At 57.4% G+C, this 15986-nt stretch carries 10 protein-coding genes; 2 read left to right on the top strand and 8 right to left on the bottom strand.

Features of this window, described 5'->3' with window-relative positions:
• Nucleotides 1–6: 6 nt before the first annotated feature.
• From PGR91_RS05360 to PGR91_RS05350, 3 genes are read right to left on the bottom strand one after another with little or no spacing between them, the layout of a single operon-like run.
• The gene (locus PGR91_RS05360; protein WP_101571313.1) at nucleotides 7–1320 is read right to left on the bottom strand and encodes a TolC family protein; all 1314 of its coding nucleotides are present in this window, start codon (nucleotides 1318–1320) and stop codon (nucleotides 7–9) included.
• The gene (locus PGR91_RS05355; protein ID WP_101571311.1) at nucleotides 1317–4346 is read right to left on the bottom strand and encodes an efflux RND transporter permease subunit; all 3030 of its coding nucleotides are present in this window, start codon (nucleotides 4344–4346) and stop codon (nucleotides 1317–1319) included. The genes PGR91_RS05360 and PGR91_RS05355 overlap by 4 nt, the downstream gene beginning before the upstream one ends.
• Before the next feature lie 12 nt (nucleotides 4347–4358).
• Complete coding sequence (locus tag PGR91_RS05350; RefSeq protein WP_101571309.1) at nucleotides 4359–5429, bottom strand: efflux RND transporter periplasmic adaptor subunit; 1071 nt, start codon at nucleotides 5427–5429, stop codon at nucleotides 4359–4361.
• Between the two features lie 220 nt (nucleotides 5430–5649).
• On the opposite strand from PGR91_RS05350, the gene PGR91_RS05345 reads away from it, so the two are divergent.
• Entirely contained in the window at nucleotides 5650–6930 is a 1281-nt protein-coding gene (locus tag PGR91_RS05345; protein ID WP_055202019.1) for a mechanosensitive ion channel family protein, read from the top strand.
• Between the two features lie 2 nt (nucleotides 6931–6932).
• Here PGR91_RS05345 and PGR91_RS05340 read toward each other — a convergent pair whose 3' ends face one another.
• Together PGR91_RS05340 and PGR91_RS05335 are read right to left on the bottom strand one after the other, a co-directional pair.
• Nucleotides 6933–7739 carry a hypothetical protein gene (locus PGR91_RS05340; protein ID WP_147387391.1) on the bottom strand — a complete coding sequence of 269 codons (807 nt, stop codon included), beginning with the start codon at nucleotides 7737–7739 and terminating at the stop codon, nucleotides 6933–6935.
• 76 nt (nucleotides 7740–7815) lie between these two features.
• Nucleotides 7816–8802, bottom strand: a complete 987-nt coding sequence (locus tag PGR91_RS05335) for a nucleoside hydrolase (protein ID WP_118656426.1) — start codon at nucleotides 8800–8802, stop codon at nucleotides 7816–7818.
• A 164-nt stretch (nucleotides 8803–8966) separates the two neighbouring features.
• On the opposite strand from PGR91_RS05335, the gene PGR91_RS05330 reads away from it, so the two are divergent.
• Nucleotides 8967–10307 carry a Gfo/Idh/MocA family oxidoreductase gene (locus PGR91_RS05330; protein WP_118656424.1) on the top strand — a complete coding sequence of 447 codons (1341 nt, stop codon included), beginning with the start codon at nucleotides 8967–8969 and terminating at the stop codon, nucleotides 10305–10307.
• Nucleotides 10308–10386: 79 nt separating this feature from the next.
• Here the strand turns inward: PGR91_RS05330 and PGR91_RS05325 are convergent, their stop codons facing one another.
• The 3 genes from PGR91_RS05325 to PGR91_RS05315 form a co-directional block, all read right to left on the bottom strand.
• On the bottom strand, nucleotides 10387–11022 hold the full coding sequence (locus PGR91_RS05325) for a hypothetical protein (protein ID WP_118656422.1): 636 nt from the start codon (nucleotides 11020–11022) through the stop codon (nucleotides 10387–10389).
• Between the two features lie 25 nt (nucleotides 11023–11047).
• Nucleotides 11048–13114 carry a M3 family metallopeptidase gene (locus PGR91_RS05320; protein WP_055202011.1) on the bottom strand — a complete coding sequence of 689 codons (2067 nt, stop codon included), beginning with the start codon at nucleotides 13112–13114 and terminating at the stop codon, nucleotides 11048–11050.
• 80 nt (nucleotides 13115–13194) lie between these two features.
• A complete protein-coding gene (locus PGR91_RS05315) occupies nucleotides 13195–15942 on the bottom strand; it encodes a putative LPS assembly protein LptD (protein WP_222613614.1) in 2748 nt (915 codons plus the stop codon).
• Nucleotides 15943–15986: the final 44 nt, after the last annotated feature.

Below are 15986 nucleotides of genomic sequence, written 5' to 3'. Positions count from 1 at the left end.
ACGGAGTTATTCCAGATAAGACAAAATGTTTCCGCTGATCTGCTGTAACGAGATTTCGCACAGCTTCGTGTTGTATTGCGCCGAGAGAATGCGTTCCTCGGCGTCCAGCAGGCTTTTCTGGGCTTCCCGCATCTCGATGCCCGACAGGTCGCCGAGCAGGTAGCGCTCCATTGCGATTTCGTGGTTCTCGGTCGCTGCGACGAGGTTCTCCTCTTCGAGTTTCAGCAGTTCGAGGTTGTTGCGGTAAGCCTGCCAGAAGTCGGCCAGGTCGGCCCGCAGCGACAGTTCGAGCTGTTGCCGGGTGAGCTCGGCGTTTTCGATCTGGATGCGGGCGTTGCGTTGTTCGCGCCGTCGGTTGCCGTCGAACAGCGTGATGCCGAGCGTCGCGCCGACGTCCGGGCCCCAGGTTTGCCGCTGCCGGTTGGCGTTGTTGCCGTAGCGGTTCAGTTGGTAACCGTATCCTGCGTTCAGTTTGACGTAAGGATAGTTTCGCGCTTGGAGCGTTTTCAGATCCAGTCCGGCGAGCGCCGTATTGCGGTCGGCTTTGAGCAGCGAGGCGTTCGTTTGCAGCATCCGCTTGAGCAATTCACCTTCTTCGAGCCGGCTGTTGACCCGGATCAGCGAGTCGCAGATTTGCAGCGGAGCGTTGACGTCCGGGCCCGCCATCAGTTCGTTCAGCCGGATCAGCGACGCCTGCACCAGTTCCTGCTGGTTGATATACTGCGAACTGTCGGCATTGAAATCCACGCGCGCTTGTTGCAGGTCGAGCCGCGAAAAGTTACCGATCCGGTAGCGGGCTTCGACGATCCGCAGCCGCTCTTTCGACAGCGAGACGGCGTAAAGAAAATTTTTCAGCCGGATTTTCTGCTGTACGTAATTGTAATATTCGGCGGTCAGTCCCGCTACGAAATCCTCGATAGCGATCCGCGCATTGACTTCGCCGAGACCGCGCAGTTCCTCCAATCGCTTGTAATTGGTTTGCACCCGGAATCCGTCGAAAAGCGTCCAGCCGAGGTCGAGTCCCGCGTTTACCGTTTGGTCGTAAACTCCGGAAACGCTGCCGCGTTCTCCTTCGGCGCTTTCGGTGCGGTTTTCGCTCAGGGCGCCCGAATAACCGGCCGCCAGGTCGAGCGACGGCAGGCGGCCGGCATTGGCCGCCGTCACGTTGTTCGCGGCGATCTGTTGTTCGTTTTTCGAAATGCGGATCGCGTAGTTCTTCTCGAGTCCCTCCTGCAGGCAGGTTTGCAGCGTGTAGGTCTGCTGTGCCGACAACATTCCGCACAGACATCCCGCTGCGATCGACAAAACGTATTTTCTCATGCTTGCTTTTTTAATCGGTTCGTGGAGACATAGGTGTATATGGCCGGGACGATGTACAGCGTCATGATCGTCGAAACCAGCATGCCGCCCACCACGGCGATCCCCATTGTGATCCGTCCGTTGGCTCCCTCGCCGGTGGCGAAGGCGAGCGGCAGCAGCCCGAGAATGGTAGAGGCGCTGGTCATCAGGATCGGGCGCAGGCGTTGCAGCGCCGCTTCTTCGATGGCCTGCATCTTGGCGACGCCCGTTCCCTGTTTCTGGTTGGCGAATTCGACGATCAGGATACCGTTCTTGGCGACCAGGCCGATCAGCATGATGATCCCGATCTGGCTGAAAATATTCATCGTCTGCCCGGTCGCGAACATAAATATCAGCGCTCCGGCGACAGCCAGCGGTACGGTCAGCATGATGACGAACGGGTCTTTGAAACTTTCGAACTGGGCGGCGAGGATCAGGTAGATCAGTACGATGGCCAGCACGAAGGCGAACATCAGGCTCGACGAACTTTCGCGGAACTCTTTCGAGTCGCCGGCCAGCGCGGTGCGGAACGTGTCGTCTAGTACCTCTTTCGCGATTTTGTCCATCTCGTCGAGTCCCTGACCGATCGTTTTGCCTTCGGCCAGGCCTGCGGAGATCGTGGCCGAAACGAAACGGTTGTAGCGGTAGAGCTGCGGCGGCGCGATGCCTTCGGCCAGGCTCACCAGGTTGTCCAACTGGATCATCTCGCCTTTGTCGCTGCGGATATAGATCGATTTCAGGTCGACCGGCTTGTTGCGCTGCTGCCGGTTGATCTCGCCGAGTATTTCGTATTGTTTCCCGTTCATGTAGAAATACCCCATGCGCTGGCCGCTGAGCCCGTATTGCAGCGTCTGCGCGATGTCGCGGGTGCTGACGCCCATCAGGTTGGATTTGTCGCGGTTGATCGAAATGCGGGCTTCGGGTTTGCTGAATTTCAGGTTGACGTCGGCCATCTGGAAAGTCGGGTTGTCGTAGACCCTGGCCATGAACTCCGGCAGTACCTCCTGCAATTTTTCGAGGTTGGTGGCTTGTAGCACGTACTGAATCGGCATCGATCCGCGTCGGCCGCCGAAAGTCGATTGTTGCTGCACGAACGCGCGGGCCATCGTCTTGCTTTTGACCGCTTTGGATAGCTGTTCGGCGATATCCATCTGCGACCGTTGGCGTTCGGTGATGTCTTTCAGCGCGATCTGCACGTTTCCGCTGCCGCTCGATACGCGGGCCGTGACGGCCCGGGATTCGGGAACCAGCGTGTCGACCAGCCGGTTGATGTCCTCGGTATAGTCGCGTATGTATTCGTAAGTGACGCCTTCCGGTCCGCGCGTATTGATCGTAATCATCGAACGGTCTTCCAGCGGCGCCATCTCGGACGGAATCCGGCTCCACAGGACGTAGATGATGCCGACCATCGCCAGCACGATCGGGAAGGCGAGCACCCTGCGGCGCAGGAACGCCGCCAGCGTGCGGCTGTAAAAACGGTTCATGCCGACGAAGAACGGTTCGGTCTTGCGGTAGAACCACCCCGGCCGGTCGCGGTGCTTCAACAGCTTGGTCGCCAGCATCGGTGTGAAAGTCAGCGCCGAGAATGCCGAAATGATCACCGCGCCGGCCACTACGAGGCTGAATTCCCGGAACAGCCGGCCGGTCATGCCCTCCATGAATACGATCGGGAAAAAGACGGCCACCAACGTGATGGTCGTCGAGATGACGGCGAAAAAGATCTCCTTAGCTCCTTCGATACCGGCCTCCTTCGGACTCATGCCGCGTTCGATGCGGATGTAGATATTTTCGGTCATCACGATCGCGTCGTCGACGACCAGTCCGACGGCCAGCACCACGGCCAGCATCGACAGCACGTTGATCGAGAATCCGGCCAGGTACATCACGAAGAACGATCCGATCAGCGAGACGGGGATTACTACGCACGGCACCAGCGTCACGCGCCAGTCGCGCAGGAACAGGAAAATGATGACGATCACCAGGAAGAAGGCTTCGTATACGGTGCTTTCGACTTCGTTGATCGAGGCGCGGATGAATTTCGTGTTGTCGAATCCGTAGCTGGTTTCCACGTCTTCGGGCAGATCCTTTTTCATCCGTTCCATCCGTTCGTAGACCGCGTCGGCGATCTCGATGTGGTTGGCTCCGGGCTGCGGGATCACGACGACGCCGACCATCGGCACCCCGTTCATCTTCATGTAGCTGCGGGTGTCCTGCGGGCCGAGCTCCGCCCGTCCGATGTCGCGGAATCGGATGATTCGGTTGTTCTCTTCTTTGATTATTAGACTGTTGAATTCTTCTGCGGAGTGCATCAGTCCGAGCGTGCGAATGGTCAGTTCCGTGGTGTTTCCCTCGATGCTGCCCGACGGGAGTTCGACGTTCTCGCGGTCTACGGCGTTTTTCACGTCGACCGGCGTAAGGCCGAAACCGGCCATTTTGACCGGGTCGAGCCACAGCCGCATCGAGTAGCGCTTTTCACCCCAGATCGAAACGCTGCTGACGTCGCTGATCGTTTGAAGTTGTTCTTTAACCGTCAGGTCGGCGATTTCGCTCAGTTCCAGCAGCGAGCGTTTGTCGCTGCGGATGGCGACCATCAGGATCGGCGAAGCGTCCGCATCGGCTTTCGATACGGTCGGCGGATCGCAGTCGCGCGGCAGGTAGCGTTGTGCGCGCGAGACTTTGTCGCGCACGTCGTTGGCGGCGGTTTCGAGGTCGACCGACAGTTCGAATTCGACCGTGATGCGACTCGATCCCTGGCTGCTGACGCTCGACAGCGAGCGGATGCCGGGGATGCCGTTGATGTTTTGTTCGAGCGGCTCGGTAATCTGGTTCTCGATTACGTCGGCGTTCGCACCCGGGTAGGAGCACGAGACTGAAATGATCGGGTTGTCGACGCTCGGATACTCCCGCACGCCGAGGTAATTGTACCCGATGAGGCCGAACAGCAGGATGATCACGGTCATCACCGTGGCGAGCACCGGCCGCCGGATACTGATTTCTGAAATATTCATACGGCGGCGGAATTAGTCGATACGGTCGAGTTTCACTTGCAGTCCGGTACGCAACTGCAACGTTCCAGAGGTAATCAGCGTGTCGCCCGTCTGCAATCCGCTGACCACTTCGACCTGAGCGTCGGTGCGCAGTCCGGTTTCGATCTGCACCGGCTGGGCTGTTCCGTTCCTGTACAGGAAGACCTTGTCTACGCCCAGTTCCGGGACGACGGCTTCGGTCGGAATGACAATGGCGTTCAGTACCTTGCGCGTTTGCGCATACACGTTGGCGAAGCGGCCGGGCATCAGTTTCCGGTCGGCGTTCGGATAGAGCGCTCTCACCGGAAGCAGGTGGTTGGCGTCGAGGCTCGAACCGATGGCGTAAACCGAGGCTTCGAACGGTTTGAGTTCCCCGGTCAGCCGGAAAGTGACGCGCGTTCCCTTACGGATCTCGGACGCGTATTGTTCGGGTACCGAAAATTCGATTTTCAGCGGAGAAGTCTTGGTCAGTTTGGCCACGACTACCGACGGCGAAGCGTAAGCCCCCTCGCTGACGTGGCGCAGCCCGATGATCCCGTCGAACGGCGCGCGCAGTTCGGTCAGGCCGATATTGGCTTTGACCAGGGCGATGTCGGCGTTCAGGGTCGCCAGTTCGGTGCGCGCCTGTTCGTAGGCTTCCTGGCTGACGGCATCCTTTTCGAGCAGTGCGCTCTGACGGTACACGCGATCTTCGGCCAGCTTCAATTGGGCTTCGAATTTCGATAGCTGGGCCTGAAGCGGCTTGTCGTTCACTTTGGCCAGCAGATCGCCTTTGCGCACGACGGTTCCTTCGGTAAAATTGATCTGCTCGATTTTGCCGGATGTTTCGAACGTCAGGTCGACTTCCTCATCCGGAAGCAGGGTGGCGATTGTGAAAATGCCGTCGCTCAGTTCCTGTTCGCGGACGATCTGCGCGTTTACGTTCAGTATGTTGGCTCTGGAAGAGGCCGGCGGCGCGTCGATACCGGCATCCGGTTTTTTTTCGCGCATCAGCCGGTAAGTGCCCAGACCGATCGCGACGACAAGAATCAGGGCGGTAATTGCCCATTTCGTCTTTTTGTGCATGCGAAGTAAAAAGTTAAGTTAAGGAAGTCAGGTTCCTGCAAATATAGAAAATTCGTTTCAAAATCGAATGTGCCCCGGACGTTTTTTCGTATTCTTTTGCCTGGCGGGCAGACGTTGCGCGGGCGTTTGTTTGCCGGTTTCCGGCATTTGTCGCGGGCGGTTCGGGCATTGGCCAAATATTTGCTCGTAAACTTCGGATAAATGTTGATTTTCAGTTTTTATGGAAGATAGTGTTCTGGTTAAATGGGCGCACAACCTGCTCGTGCAGGTCGGTATCGAGCCCGAGACGGCCCATCTGCTCGATCAGTTCGTCATCATCGCGATGATCCTGCTTTGCGCGTTGGCGGCCGACGTCATTTGTCGTTTCGTCATTCTCGCCGTCGGCAGGCGGATCATCGTCCGGACGAAGAAGCGTTGGGGCGAACTGTTGTTCAATCGGGACGTGCTGCGCAAGTTCTCGAACATCGTTCCGGTCGCATTGATCTATATCCTGATTCCGCTGGCTTTTCCGGAACATTCCGAAACGCCCGTGCTGCTCCGGAAAATCTGTTTGCTGTACGTTATTTTCGTGGTCGTCATGTTCGTCAACATGCTGCTGAAGGTGTTTTTCGGCATTTTGGAACAGAAAGAAACCCTGCACGACCGCCCGTTGAAAGGCCTGCTTCAAATCCTGCAGGTCGGTCTGTTCTTTTTGGCGGCGATCGTGGTGACCAGCCTGCTGATCGGCCGTTCGCCGCTGAAGCTGCTGGCCGGGTTGGGCGCTTCGGCGGCGATCCTGATGCTGATATTCAAGGACACGATCATGGGGTTCGTGGCCGGAGTCATGTTGTCCGCCAACAAAATGTTGAGACCGGGCGACTGGATCAGTATGCCGAAGTACAACGTGGACGGCACGGTGCTCGAAGTGACGCTGAATACGGTCAAGATACAGAATTTCGACAATACGGTTACGACCGTTCCGCCTTTCATCCTGACCGGCGATTCGTTCCAGAACTGGCGCTGGATGCAGGAGTCCGGCGGCAGGCGGATCATGCGTTCGATCAACATCGATTTGGGCAGCGTCCGGTTCTGTACGCCCGAAATGACCGAAAAATATAAGGATATAGAGCTGTTGCACGACTATATCGTTCAGCGCGAGACCGAATTCGACCGGTACCGTAACGGTGCGGAAAACCCGAACGGCGCCGATTTTTTCCGGCTGACCAACCTGACTGTTTTCCGAGCTTACCTGAACCTCTACTTGAAAAAATTGGCCGTCGTCAACCACGAGCTGACCTGCATGGTGCGCCATCTACAGCCCACTCCGAACGGGATTCCGGTCGAGGTGTACTGTTTTTCGGTCATCAAGGAGTGGGTCGCCTACGAAAGCGTCCAGGCCGATCTGTTCGACCATATCATCGCGGTCGTGCCCGAATTCGACCTGGTGCTGTTTCAGAATCCTTCCGGCAACGACATCCAGCGGATTTTCCGTCCGGCGCGGAATGTTGCGGCCGGAGCGTAGGGTCAGCGGCGATAACTTTTGTTATTTTCCTTTTTATCGACCTTTTGCGTCCGATCCTTCTCTCGGTCGCTGCGGCGGTCGTCGTTTCTCCGCGAAGCGTCGCGCGCGCTACGTCCGGAGATGGATTTTTGGTTCCGCGGACGGTATTCGGGGCGCTGCGGCCGGTCGGTGCTCGAAGGCCGCTGCGGCCGAACCGGATGTCCCGGCGGAACGGCGGGACGGTTGCCCGGCATTTGCGGACGCGGAGGGTGCGGGGGGCGTACGACCGGGCGCGGAGGTTTGGGCGCGGGCCGACGGTGCGGCGCATCGGGCCGGAAGTAAGACCAGCCGTGGCGGTAAACGGGAGGCGGAACCCGTCCCGGATGACGGTGCGCGTAGTATGCGTTCCAGTACCGACTGTATTCGCGGAACCTGCCGAGGATGATGCGGAAGTCCGCCGACGAACGTCCGATTCCGAAATGGAGCGAAACGTTGATCCAGTTGCGGTCTTTGCCGCGCCGGTAATAGTCCATCACGGCGCGCAACGGATATCCCGATCGGCGCGACAGTTCGATTCCGGCCAGCAGGTCGCTCGGCGAGTATCCTTTGCGGAGGTAGTACCGTAGGTCGTTGCGCGGGAAATTGTATTCCCGTGCGGCCCAGATCACGAACTGGTCGGAATAAGGGGCCGCGTAATTGTTGATTTGCACGCCCCATTCGTACAGATCGCCGTCATCGTAATCGTCGTCGTCGAAATAGCGGTCCGCCGGGTGTGCGAAGACCGCGTATCCGAGGAACAGGCTCCCCAGGATCAGTATGATTCTTTTCATGGCTTCCATTCGGTTGGTTGTTTTCCGTAAAACGTTTTCCTTCGGCAAAAGTTACGTCCGGAGCGGCTTGCGAAAGTTATTTCCGTACCGTGGGCTGATGCATCATCAATGCTTCGATCGTAGCCGTAACCTGTTCGGTCGGCATTTTTGGCAGCAGCCGCGCGTGTCGGCCGGCCGGATCGGGCGTCCAGTGATCGTTGCTGTCGGCCGGCGTGACCGTCAGCGTGCCGGTTTCGAGACCGAAATAGGGTTCGGCTCCGCGTACGGCGACCAGTACGGCCGACTGATCCCAACTGTTCCGTCCTTCCGGATTATCCTGTTCGAGACACATTTTATAGGCTTCGCGCACCGGACTCCCTTCGACCGGCATGGCGGCGGTCTGTTTGCCGGTGATGATCTTTTCGCCGATGTCGAATCCGCTCAAAACGATCGGGGTCGGCCAGTTCTCAAATACGTACTGACTGGCCGGCGCGTCCATCATCACGTTGAACTCCTTGCCTTCCGGAAAATACCCGGCCATCGAAACCAGCCGTTTCACTTTGGCCGCGACCAGTTCTTTGCCGGACAGCGGGCTGTCGGCGTCCGGCCCCGATTCGAGCAGGTCTTTCAGGTTCGTGAAAAAGCCGACCGTCACGACGACGACGCTGGTGTCCGGTTGCGCGTTCAGCACCCGCCGGTAAACCGATACGGCGTCTTCGGCCTGCGATGCGCTTTCGACCTTATGCGGGAAACGGGACGGAAGTTCTTCGGTCCACTTCAGCCCTTTATGCCAGGTATCCATACTGCCCCCTTCGCCTTTCGGCGCGCCGACGGGAATCCCGGGCCGCCCGAAATAGGTGTTCAGTACGTCGATGCACGGCGCGGTGGTCTCCTGTTTATTCGACGAGACGGTGGCCAGGATATCGACTTCGCCGGAGTCGGCCAGCGCATGCAGTACGGCCATGGCGCCCACGTCGTCGTAGTCGGGAGCCATATCCGTGTCGAAAATCAGCGAAACGGGTTGCTTTTTCGGCGCGCAGGCCGCGCAGCACAGTGCCAACAGTAGGTAAAAAAACGTTTTCATAGGTTTTTCGATTAAGTTGTCGAAATGTAAAGATAACGAACGGACGCGGGATATGCAAAACGGAATCGTTTTTTTAAAATATTTTGTTTTTCCCGGGCGAAATGAGTAACTTGCCTACATGATTTTCCAAAAACAAAAAACCGAAATTATTAAACCAACTGAAAATGAGTTCTGAATCGAAATTCTCACGCCGCGATTTTCTGAAAGTTTCCGCACTCGGCGCAGCCGGGGCGTTACTGATGCCCTCCGGGCTGGCGGCTGCTGCGAAAAGCAAAAAAAATGAAAAAACCGCTGCCAACGATACGATCAACATCGGTTTTATCGGCCTCGGTCAGCAGGCGATGCACCTGCTCAACGGTTTCATTACCATCGACGGGGTGAAAGTAGTGGCCGGCTGCGACGTCTACGACGTGAAACGCGCCCGCTTCGATAAGCGCGTGAAGAAATACTACGCCGATCACGGCGAAAAATGCAAGGTCGACCTGTACGAAGATTATCAAGAGCTGCTGGCGCGTCCCGATATCGACGCGGTCGTGATCGCCACGCCGGATCACCAGCATGCGATCATCGCTATCGCCGCCTGCAAGGCCGGCAAAGACGTTTACCTCGAAAAACCGATGACGCTGACCATTTATGAAGGACAGCAGCTTCGCAAAGCGGTGCGTAAGTACAGCCGCATCCTGCAAATCGGCAGCCAGCAGCGTTCCGACGCCGAATTTATCCACGCTGCCAACCTGTGCCGCGAGGGGGAACTCGGCAAGATCGGGCTGATCAAGGTGCATGTGGGCGGTTCGCCGACTCCCTACACGCTGCCGAAACAGGAAGTGCCGGCCGGCCTGAATTGGGACAAGTGGCTCGGTCCGCTGCCCGAAACCATTTATTACAATTCGGATTTGAACCCGGTCATCACGATCGATCCCGAGCAGAACGAACAGCTCTGGGGCGCATGGCGCTGGTATCAGGGCATGGGCGGCGGCCTGATGACCGATTGGGGCGCGCACATGTTCGACATCGTGCAGTGGGCGATGGGCAAGGACGGCAACGGCCCGGTCGAGATTATTCCCGCCGGATACAGCTATTACGATCACCTGACTTATAAATACGACAACGGAACGACCGTTACCGAACAGGAGTTCGACGGAGGCAAGCAGGGACTCAAAATTTACGGCGACAACGGCTGGATCCAGGTGTGCCGCGGCGAATTCCTCGCTTCCGACCCGAAATTCATGCCGAAGGCCGAGAAACAGCAGGACAGCAGCGTGCCTTACGAGACGAAAGTCGGGCACTACCAGACCTTTATCAACTCGATGCGTTCGCGGATCGATCCGAACGTTCCGGTGGAAGTGGGACATAGTTCCTGCACGGTCTGCAATTTGGGCAACATCGCCAACGAACTGAAGCGTCCGGTGGTGTGGAACCCGATCGTCGAGAAATTCATGAACGATCCGGAAGCCACTAAACGGATGCATTACCAGTACCGCGACGGATATTCGCTGGACGTTTAGCGTTCCGGCATCAAAACGGAAGCGGAGGAAATGTCGTTTTTTTTCCTCCGCTTCCGTTTTTGTCTGTCCGCAAGGACGGTCAGTCCAGATAAACTTTTTGATAGGTAAGCTGTCCGAGTCCGTCGTTGGCTACGAGGGTTTCCGGTTCGAACAGGATCTCGAACCGGCGCTGGGGCCGGCCGGCTTCCTGAGGGTTCAGTACCAGTTCCGATTCGGAGCTCAGTCCCCAGCGTCCGTCCTCGCGCTGTTCGGTCGTTTCGGTGAAACGGACGACCGTATAGGTGTAGTCGCCCCTCAGGTGCAGCATCCGGTTGCCTTCCCCGCCGCCCGCGTTGCTACGGTACATGCCCGCGATCAGGCCGTTCGGATCGCAGTGGGTCGCCCGGTCGAAACCGAAAGGTTCACGGACGACCATCCGGACCGGGCCGTTCGACGAGTCGGCTTCTTGCCGGATCTCGGCGTGGCAGAACATGTGAACCCGCTCGTGGGGGGCCGGCCGCATTTGTTCGTAGTTTGCGATGACTTCCGGATACGCCCCGCTGCGGTCGAGCAGATAGGTACGGCCGGTCGCGCAGTCGAAAAACCGGGCCGTGTCGTCGTAGCAGACGAATTCGCCTCCGAAATAGTCGGACGGAAGCGGTTTCGCACGGTTGCATCCGGAGGCCCACAGGCCGATTCCAAGCAATCCCAGCAGGCAGTAACGTCGGTTTTTCATAGCAATTCCCGGTTTGTGTTTCGGACTATTTGATTCCCATTTTGTCGAATAGCGCCTGCGTGTCGGGTTTATGTCCGCGGAAACGGACGTACAGCTCCATCGGGTGCTCCGAGTTGCCTTTCGACAGGATGTTTTCGCGGAACGACGCGGCCGTCTCCCGGTCGAAAATGCCTTTTTCCTTGAACAGCGAGAACGCGTCCGCTTCGAGCACTTCGGCCCATTTGTAGCTGTAATACCCGGCGGCATAGCCTCCGGCGAAGATGTGCGTGAACGAGGTCGACATGCACTGTCCGTCCACCCGCGGCATCACCTGGGCCCTGGCGACTGCCTTCGCTTCGAAAGCGTCGGCCGGTTCGTTCACGGGGGCGGTAATGCTGTGCCAGGCCATGTCGCACAAACCGAACGATACCTGGCGGATATGCTGGTAGGCGGCCAGGTAGTTCTTGGCGTCGATGATCCGCCGGATCAGCTCGGCCGGCATCTTTTCGCCGGTCTGGTAGTGTACGGCCCAGAGGTCGAGGAACTCTTTCTCGGTAGCCCAGTTCTCCATAATCTGCGACGGCAGTTCGACGAAATCGCGGTAGACCGACGTGCCGGTCATGCCGGGGTAGTTTCCCTGCGAGAAAATGCCGTGCAGCGAGTGTCCGAATTCGTGCAGCATCGTGCTGACCTCGTCGAATGTCAGCAGCGACGGGGTATTCTCGGTCGGTTTCGTGAAGTTGAAAACCAGCGAGACCAGCGGGCGGGTGTCCTGCCCGTCGCGCGCCGACTGGCTGCGGAATTCGGTCATCCAGGCCCCGCCGCGTTTCGAGGCCCGCGGGAAGAAGTCCATGTACAGTACGGCCAGGAATTTCCCGTCGGCGTCGTGCACTTCGTAGGCCTTTACGTCCGGGTGGTAGACCGGGATGTCGGGGTTCTCTTTGAACGAGATTCCGTAGAGTCTGCCGGCCAGGTCGAAAATGCCGGCCTGCACGTTTTCGAGTTTGAAATAGGGCTTGGTCAGCTCTTCGTTGATGCTGTATTTTTCGTTTTTCAGTTTTTCGGAATAGTAGGAAAAATCCCACGGCATCAACTCGCCGGTAAAACCGTTCGCGGCCGCATATTCGGCGACGCTCTTTACGTCGGCATGCGCGGCGCCGATCGCCCGGTCGAGCAGTTCGGTCAGGAAAGCGTTGACCGTCGGGGCGCTTTCGGCCATCCGTTCTTCGAGCACATAGTCGGCGTAAGTATCGTAGCCGAGCAGGCGGGCCACTTGTAGCCGGGTGTCGGCGATCTCTTCGACGATCTTCGAGTTGTCGAACTCGCCGCCGAACGCGCGGGTGTTATACGCTTTCCACAGCTTCTCCTTCAGCTCGCGGTTCGACGAGTACATCATAAACGGCGACATGCTCGGGTATTGCAGCGTGACGACCCACCCTTCGAGGTTACGCTCTTTGGCCTCGGCCGCCGCTCCTTCGCGGACAAAGTCGGGCAGTTCGGCGACCTGCGCCGAGTCGGTGATGTGCAGGATAAAGGCGTTGGTCGCGCCGAGCGTGTTCTGGTTGAATTTCTGGGTCAGTTGCGACAGTTTGGCGGTTAACTCGCGGTAGGTCTTTTTATCCGTTTCGGACAGCGCCGCGCCGTTGCGCGCGAAATCCTTGTAGGTCTTTTCGAGCAGGCGAGACTGTTCGGGCGTCAGGGCGAGCGAGTCGCGTCGGGCGTAGACCGCTTTGACCCGTTCGAAAAGCGCCGGATTCAGCGTGATGTCGTTGCTGAATTCGGTCAGAACAGGCGAGATTTCCAGCGCCAGGTTCTGCATCGTGTCGTTCGTGTTCGCTTCGTTCAGGTTGAAAAAGACGCTGCTGACGTTGTCGAGGCGTTCTCCGCTGAACGCAAGCGCTTCGACGGTATTCGCAAAGGTCGGTTCGTCGGGATTGTTCACGATGCGGTCGATGTCCGCGCGGGCCTCTTCGAGCGCTTTGTCGAAAGCCGGTTTGTAATCTTCGTTTGTGATTTGCGGGAACAGCGGCGCTTCGTAGGGCGCGGTGGACGTCACCAGCAGCGGATTCTTTTTTTCGCCGCAGGCTCCCAGCGTCAGGACGGGAATAGCCATACAATACAAAATTATTTTTTTCATTTCAAAGCAGTATAGAGATTGCAAATATCGTACTAACTAACGCGGCCCGCGACCGTTTAATTGTCGTAGAAGTTGTCGTAGAAGCTGCTGTTGCGGTCGTACTTGAGGTCTTTCAGCATCGAAGCCTTCACGTTGATCGTGAAGCTCCAGCTCTTGCGGAACCCGATCGGAACCCAGTTGAACGACATCTGCCAGCAGTGCAGGTCGCGGGTCAGCGTGAAGGTTCCCGGCGTGATTTTTTTCGATCCGAAGTCGTAACCGCCGTTGAACGTAACCCCCCATTTGGCCGTCAGGTTGACGCTGCCGTTGAAGCCGAGGGTTTGGACGATATTGGCCTGAAGCCCGGGCTTCGTATAGCTGAAGCTGTAATTGAATCCGAAATTCCACGGGATGCTGAAGTCGTAGTAAGTGGCCGACATCATTTGCCGCCGGGTGAACGGGTCGATTTGGTTGTAGCCGGGCTGCGTGAACATGTCGGTATATTCCGGAGGCACTTCGGTCGTCCCGCTGTTGATGTCGTTGATGGCTGCCGGCGACGAGGATCCCCGGTTTTTCGAATTGAACGAATAGCCGAACGAGGTGCTGACGCTCGTGAGCCGTCCCAGTTTCCCTTTCCGCAGCATGAACTTGTTGACCTTTCGTCCGTTGGCGTCTATCTGATAAGGATCGAGCGTCGCGTTGACGTTCAGTCCGACGTTTTTGAACAGGTTGGTGCGCAGGTTGATCGAGAAAGGAGCCAGGTTCAGCGAGTCGGCCAGGAAATTGTAGGACGACGTGATGCTGAAGTTGTCGATCAGCTTGATCTTCCGGAATCCCGAGGTGTCTTTGTTGCTGCGCACTTTCATTTCCAGCGTTTGGGTGAGTCCGAAGGATATGCCCGCGCTACGCCCCGCGCTCGGCACCCCGTACAGACCCTCCTCGAACGGCGAATAGCGCCTCATGTTACCCAGCGTATCGCTCTGCACGTATTTGTAATACCCGTATTTGGCGGCTCCGAAATCGGGGCGGTAGTTGAAGCTGATCGTCGGGGTCAGCGTGTGGCGGAACGCCTGCACGGCAGCCGTTTTTTTGAACTGGTAGGTTCCGTACAGCTTGGTCGTGGCGCTGACCGAGAAACTGTAATCGTACAGCCGGTAGAAGCCGGTGGTCGTATCGCCGTTGACGACCGACCGGGAAACCGGGTCCCACTCCTTGTCGATCTTACGGAAGTACCAGCGTTCCTGATAGTTTGCCGAAGGACTGACGTTGATGTAGTTGAGCAGGTTCAGCGACGTGGAGATCGGAATGTTGTGGTTGACGCCGTTCTTCATCTGCTTGAACATCCGGTCGGTGAACAGATCCCTTTCTTTGACTTTTACGTTGTTGCCGAGCGTTCCCGTGTAGGTGAACGAAATTTTCTCGTACCAGCGCTGCTTGCCGACGGCCTCCTTGCGCCGGAACGGATAGACGCGCGATACGCTGAAAACCACGTTCGGGAAACTCAGCGAAACGGTCGTGTCCTGCGAGTTCTGCGAGTGCTGCATGTTGGTCGATAAAGAGAACGGCGTACCGGCCCACGATTTGGAGTAGGAGATGCTGGAGTTGGTTTGCGTGTTCAGGTAGTCGTTGATCGTCTGCGCCCCGTATTTGCTGTAACCGCTGGTTGAAAAGTTCACGCTGGCCGAGAAGGTCGAGTTCGGGCGGAACTTCGCGTCCTGCTGGTGCGTCCATTGCAGGTTGAAGTTGTTCATGTTGACGTAGTCGGGCTCGTCGCGTTCGCCGATGATGTCTTTTGAAAAGTAGAAATTCAGGCCGCCCCGGTATTTGTACCGCTTGACATACCGCGACGCGAGGCTCGCCTGCCACGATCCCAGCGTGTAGAAACCGCCCTGGACGGTCATGTCCATGTAGTCGTTGAATGCGAAATAGTATCCGGCGTCCCGCAGGAAAAAGCCCTTTATGGCCTCCTCGCCCCAGGTCGGCATGATGAAACCGGAGTGGCGTCCGCTCATCGTCGGAAAGAAGCCGAACGGCAGTCCGAGGAAATAGATCGGCACGTCTTCCATCACCAGGTACGACGGGCCGACGATCACCTTCTTGCCCGGAATGGTCTTGGCCTTGGTCATTGCCAGGTAGAAGTGCGGGTGATCCAAGTCGCAGGTGGTGTATTTGCCGTTGGCGATGTTGATCGTGTTGTCGGGCATTTTCTTGACGCGCGAGCCTTTCAGGTAGCCTTCGCCGTCCTGCGTCGTCACGCCTTTGATACGGGCCTTTTCGGTGGCGATGTTGTAGGTGATCGTGTCCATCTGGTAGGTCGATCCTCCGTCGGTGAATTCGGGCCGGGTGTTCGTCTTGGTGGTCGTATCTTCGCGTCCGTAGGCGAAGATGATCTTGTCGTCCATGTTGATTTTCATGAAGTCCGCCTTCAGGTTTTTATCCTGGTAGTCGACGTCGCCTTTCTCGTAGATGTAGACCGTTTTGTTACGAAGATCGTAAACCAGCGAATCCTGGTTTTTCCCCGAAATTACGTCGTCGAGGAACGATTTGCGCTGCGCGGTGTCTTTCTTGGAAGTATCCCGCGCGGCGACGGCCGCACTGTCGGCCGCCGCATATTGCGGCGTCGCGGAAGAATCCAGTCCGGGGACGGAGTCTGCGGCCGCGTGCGCGATCGCAACGTTTTCCGTCAGCGAATCGCGTCCTGCGGTATCCTGCAAAAAGGATTCGTCCGAAGAGGCCGGATAAGCCCTCTCGCGGCTGAAAACAAGCTGTCCAAACGGGATCAGACATAGCAGGAGTAAGATATATTTCGCTTTTTTTAGCCGCAAATCCCAACAAATAATTTAACTTTGCAAAGTTATCAAATTTCGTC

Origin of the sequence: Candidatus Alistipes pullistercoris, from assembly GCF_027665465.1 — a bacterium.
Taxonomy (GTDB): Bacteria; Bacteroidota; Bacteroidia; order Bacteroidales; family Rikenellaceae; genus Alistipes_A; species Alistipes_A hominis.
The sequence above is the reverse complement of the archived record's forward strand: the minus strand, read 5'-3'. Positions and strand labels throughout refer to the sequence as shown.

Bases quoted from the DNA above. Each gene is read 5' to 3' on its own strand.
- PGR91_RS05360 (WP_101571313.1), bottom strand. From the start codon at position 1,320: ATGAGAAAATACGTTTTGTCGATCGCAGCGGGATGTCTGTGCGGAATG.
- PGR91_RS05355 (WP_101571311.1), bottom strand. From the start codon at position 4,346: ATGAATATTTCAGAAATCAGTATCCGGCGGCCGGTGCTCGCCACGGTG.
- PGR91_RS05350 (WP_101571309.1), bottom strand. From the start codon at position 5,429: ATGCACAAAAAGACGAAATGGGCAATTACCGCCCTGATTCTTGTCGTC.
- PGR91_RS05345 (WP_055202019.1), top strand. From the start codon at position 5,650: ATGGAAGATAGTGTTCTGGTTAAATGGGCGCACAACCTGCTCGTGCAG.
- PGR91_RS05340 (WP_147387391.1), bottom strand. From the start codon at position 7,739: ATGAAAAGAATCATACTGATCCTGGGGAGCCTGTTCCTCGGATACGCG.
- PGR91_RS05335 (WP_118656426.1), bottom strand. From the start codon at position 8,802: ATGAAAACGTTTTTTTACCTACTGTTGGCACTGTGCTGCGCGGCCTGC.
- PGR91_RS05330 (WP_118656424.1), top strand. From the start codon at position 8,967: ATGAGTTCTGAATCGAAATTCTCACGCCGCGATTTTCTGAAAGTTTCC.
- PGR91_RS05325 (WP_118656422.1), bottom strand. From the start codon at position 11,022: ATGAAAAACCGACGTTACTGCCTGCTGGGATTGCTTGGAATCGGCCTG.
- PGR91_RS05320 (WP_055202011.1), bottom strand. From the start codon at position 13,114: ATGGCTATTCCCGTCCTGACGCTGGGAGCCTGCGGCGAAAAAAAGAAT.